The sequence below is a fragment of the Betaproteobacteria bacterium genome, assembly GCA_016791345.1.
GTDB lineage: Bacteria > Pseudomonadota > Gammaproteobacteria > Burkholderiales > JAEUMW01 > JAEUMW01.
In genome coordinates, this window is the sequence record JAEUMW010000241.1 from 1 (window position 1) to 3066 (window position 3066).

General features: G+C 67.8%; 6 protein-coding genes. All 6 read left to right on the forward strand.

From position 1 onward, the window contains the following. Positions 1-15 precede the first annotated feature (15 nt). Positions 16-633: a cytochrome c biogenesis heme-transporting ATPase CcmA gene (ccmA, locus tag JNK68_09395; protein MBL8540574.1), complete on the forward strand. Its 618-nt coding sequence runs from the start codon at positions 16-18 to the stop codon at positions 631-633. A gap of 12 nt (positions 634-645) precedes the next feature. After that, the gene (ccmB, locus tag JNK68_09400) at positions 646-1314 is read left to right on the forward strand and encodes a heme exporter protein CcmB (protein MBL8540575.1); all 669 of its coding nucleotides are present in this window, start codon (positions 646-648) and stop codon (positions 1312-1314) included. A gap of 25 nt (positions 1315-1339) precedes the next feature. Continuing rightward, positions 1340-2092 (forward strand): cytochrome c biogenesis protein CcsA, encoded by a 753-nt coding sequence (gene ccsA / locus JNK68_09405; GenBank protein ID MBL8540576.1) that lies wholly within the window; start codon positions 1340-1342, stop codon positions 2090-2092. 58 nt (positions 2093-2150) lie between these two features. Next, on the forward strand, positions 2151-2345 hold the full coding sequence (gene ccmD, locus JNK68_09410; GenBank protein MBL8540577.1) for a heme exporter protein CcmD: 195 nt from the start codon (positions 2151-2153) through the stop codon (positions 2343-2345). Then, a complete protein-coding gene (gene ccmE, locus JNK68_09415; protein ID MBL8540578.1) occupies positions 2329-2778 on the forward strand; it encodes a cytochrome c maturation protein CcmE in 450 nt (149 codons plus the stop codon). Before ccmD ends, ccmE begins: the two co-directional genes overlap by 17 nt. Positions 2779-2797: 19 nt before the next feature. Beyond that, positions 2798-3066 (forward strand): c-type cytochrome biogenesis protein CcmF (locus JNK68_09420; GenBank protein MBL8540579.1); only part of this gene is annotated, 269 nt, incomplete at its 3' end.

Sequence of the window (3066 nt, forward strand, 5' to 3'; positions counted from 1 at the left end):
TTTTTTCCGCCGACCGTGCTCGCTTCCGCAAACCTCGCCTGCGTGCGTGGCGAAAGGCTCATCTTCTCCGACGTGTCGTTCACGCTGCCTGCCGGCGCAGCGCTCGTGGTGACCGGTGCCAACGGGAGCGGCAAGACGAGCCTCCTGCGCATCGTCTGCGGGCTCCTGGAGGCGGAGTCGGGCGAGATCCTCTGGAACGGATCGAGCACGCGCGCGCTCGGCGATGACTATTTCTCCGCACTCGCCTATGTCGGGCACCACAACGGGTTGAAGGACGACCTCTCGGCGGTCGAGAACCTGCGCATCTGGGCCGGCGTCGCAGGCATTCCGATTGACCGGAACACGGCACTTTCCGCGCTGCGGCGGTTCGGTCTCGAAGGGCGGGAGGACTTTCCCGTCCGCTGGCTCTCGCAGGGCCAGAAGCGTCGCGCCGCACTCGCGCGACTGCCGGTTGCGCGCCGGCCGCTGTGGGTGATGGACGAACCTTTTGCGGGGCTCGACCGCGCCGCCACCGACAGTGTCGAGTCGCTGCTCGGCGAGCATCTTGCCGGCGGAGGAATGGCGGTCCTCACCACCCACCAGCCGCTGGGCGACATCGCCGCGCCGGTCCAGCCGCTCGTGCTCGGTCACTGAGTTCGCCCACCGATGGGCTCGGCACTGGGCTGGATCATCCGCCGCGACCTCGTGCTGGCGCTGCGCCAGCGCACCGATGTGCTCACCACCGTCGTCTTCTTCGTGATCGTCGTGAGCCTCTTTCCTCTCGGTGTCGGTCCGGAGATGGACAAGCTGCGCCCGCTCGCGGCCGGCGTGCTCTGGGTCGCCGCCCTCCTCGCTTCGATGCTGTCGCTCGGCCGGCTGTTCGCCGCAGACTACGCCGACGGTTCGCTCGAGCAGTTGCTCATCGCGCCACAGCCGCTCTCGCTGCTGGTGCTCGGCAAGATCCTCGCGCAATGGCTGGTCTCGGGGTTGCCGCTGGTCCTCATCGCCCCCGTGCTGGGCGTGCAGTACGATCTCACCGGCGCGCCCCTGCTGGTGCTCGTGCTGTCGCTGCTGATCGGCACGCCGGTGCTCTCCTCCATCGGTGCCGTGGGCGCGGCGCTCACGCTGGGATTGCGCGGCGGTGGCGTGCTGATCGCGCTCCTCGTGCTGCCGCTGTATGTGCCGGTGATCATCTTCGGCGCCGGCGCGGTCGAAGCCGCGCAGTCGGGCGTCGGCCCGGAGGGACACCTGTCACTGCTCGCTGCTTTCCTGATGTTGTCGCTGGTGATCGGCCCGCTCGCTGCCGCCACGGCACTCAGAATCTCCGTAGAATGACGCCCGCCACACGCCTGGGTCGGTCATGTCGCAGCGCCTCGTCAACTGGTTCAAGTACTCGTCGCCCGCCGCCTTTTACGGTCTTGCGGGCCGGCTCGTGCCGTGGTTCGCGACCGGTTCCGCCCTCCTCTTCGCGGTCGGCCTCTATCTCGCCTTTTTCGTGGCGCCCACCGACTTTCAGCAGGGCGAGGCGTACCGGATCATCTTCATCCACGTGCCGGCGGCGTGGATGTCGATGTTCCTGTACCTGCTCATGGCGGGCTACGCGGCCTTCGGGCTCATCTTCAACACGCGGCTCTCGGGCATGATGGCGCAGGCCATCGCGCCGACCGGGGCGCTCTTCACCTTCATCGCCCTCTGGAGCGGCGCCCTCTGGGGGCGGCCGACCTGGGGCACGTACTGGGTCTGGGATGCGCGCCTGACGTCCGAGCTGATCCTGCTCTTCCTGTATCTCGGCTTCATCGCGCTGCAGGCCTCCATCGAGGATCCGCGGCGCGCGGACCGGGCGGGTGCCGTGCTCGCCATCGTCGGCGCGATCAACGTGCCGATCATCTACTTCTCCGTGCAGTGGTGGAACACGCTGCATCAGGGCGCCTCCGTCAGCCTCACGCGGGCGCCGTCGATGGCGACCGTGATGCTCGCCGGCATGCTGGTGATGGCGTTTGCGTGCTGGTTCTACTCGATCGCGGTGATCCTCACGCGGGCGCGGGCGATCATGCTCGAACGGGAACGCGGTTCCGCCTGGGTGGCGCAGCAGGTCGCGGGGAGCCCGGCATGAGGACTGCCCTCGCCTGTGCACTGGAGCGCGGCGCACCCGGCGGCGAGCGGGCAGCGCCATGAACTGGGGCAGCCTCGATGCATTCTTCGCGATGGGAGGGTACGGCCTCTACGTCTGGGGCAGCTATGTCGTGACGTTCGTCCTGCTCGCCATGGAACTCCTGTGGCTCCGGCGCCGGCGGCGAACGATCGCCAGACGCATCGGTCTCACGCGACACCTTGCAGGACGCAGCGCCCATGAAACCCAGGCATAAGCGATTCGCGCTGATCGCTGCCGGCGTCGCTGCGCTGGCGATCGCCACCGCGCTCGTCCTCAACGCGTTTCGCTCGAATCTCGTGTTCTTCTTCACGCCGACCCAGGTCGTGGCGAAGGAAGCGCCGGTCGGACGCACGTTTCGCATCGGCGGCATGGTGGAGAGCGGCAGCCTGCGCCGCGACACCGACGGACTGACCGTGCATTTCCGCGTGACGGACACCGCGCAGACGATCCCCGTCGTCTACAAGGGCATCCTGCCCGACCTCTTCAAGGAGGGCAAAGGGGTGGTCGCGCAGGGTAAACTCGGCGCCAACGGTGAATTCACTGCCAGCGAAGTGCTGGCCAAGCACGACGAGAACTACATGCCGCCGGAGGCGGCACACGCCGTGGAGCAGGCCCAGAAAGCGCAGAAGACGCTGGTCACGCAATAGAGGAATACCAGGAGTCCACATGGTCCCGGAAATCGGTCAGTTCGCGCTGATCCTCGCGCTCTTGCTCGCGCTCGCCCAGGGCACGCTGCCGATCGCCGGGGCGGCGCGCGGCGTCGATGCGTGGATGGCGGCAGCGCGGCCGCTCGCGCAGGGACAGTTCGTCTTCGTCGCGATCGCCTTCGGCTGTCTCGCGTGGTCGTTCGTCAACAACGATTTCTCGGTGCTCAACGTTGCCAGCCACTCGAACTCGCGGCTGCCGCTGCCTTACCGCTTCGCCGCCACCTGGGG

Coding starts and splice junctions, on each gene's coding strand:
- ccsA (MBL8540576.1), top strand. CDS start 1,340: ATGTCGCAGCGCCTCGTCAACTGGTTCAAGTACTCGTCGCCCGCCGCC.
- ccmE (MBL8540578.1), top strand. CDS start 2,329: ATGAAACCCAGGCATAAGCGATTCGCGCTGATCGCTGCCGGCGTCGCT.
- ccmB (MBL8540575.1), top strand. CDS start 646: ATGGGCTCGGCACTGGGCTGGATCATCCGCCGCGACCTCGTGCTGGCG.
- ccmD (MBL8540577.1), top strand. CDS start 2,151: ATGAACTGGGGCAGCCTCGATGCATTCTTCGCGATGGGAGGGTACGGC.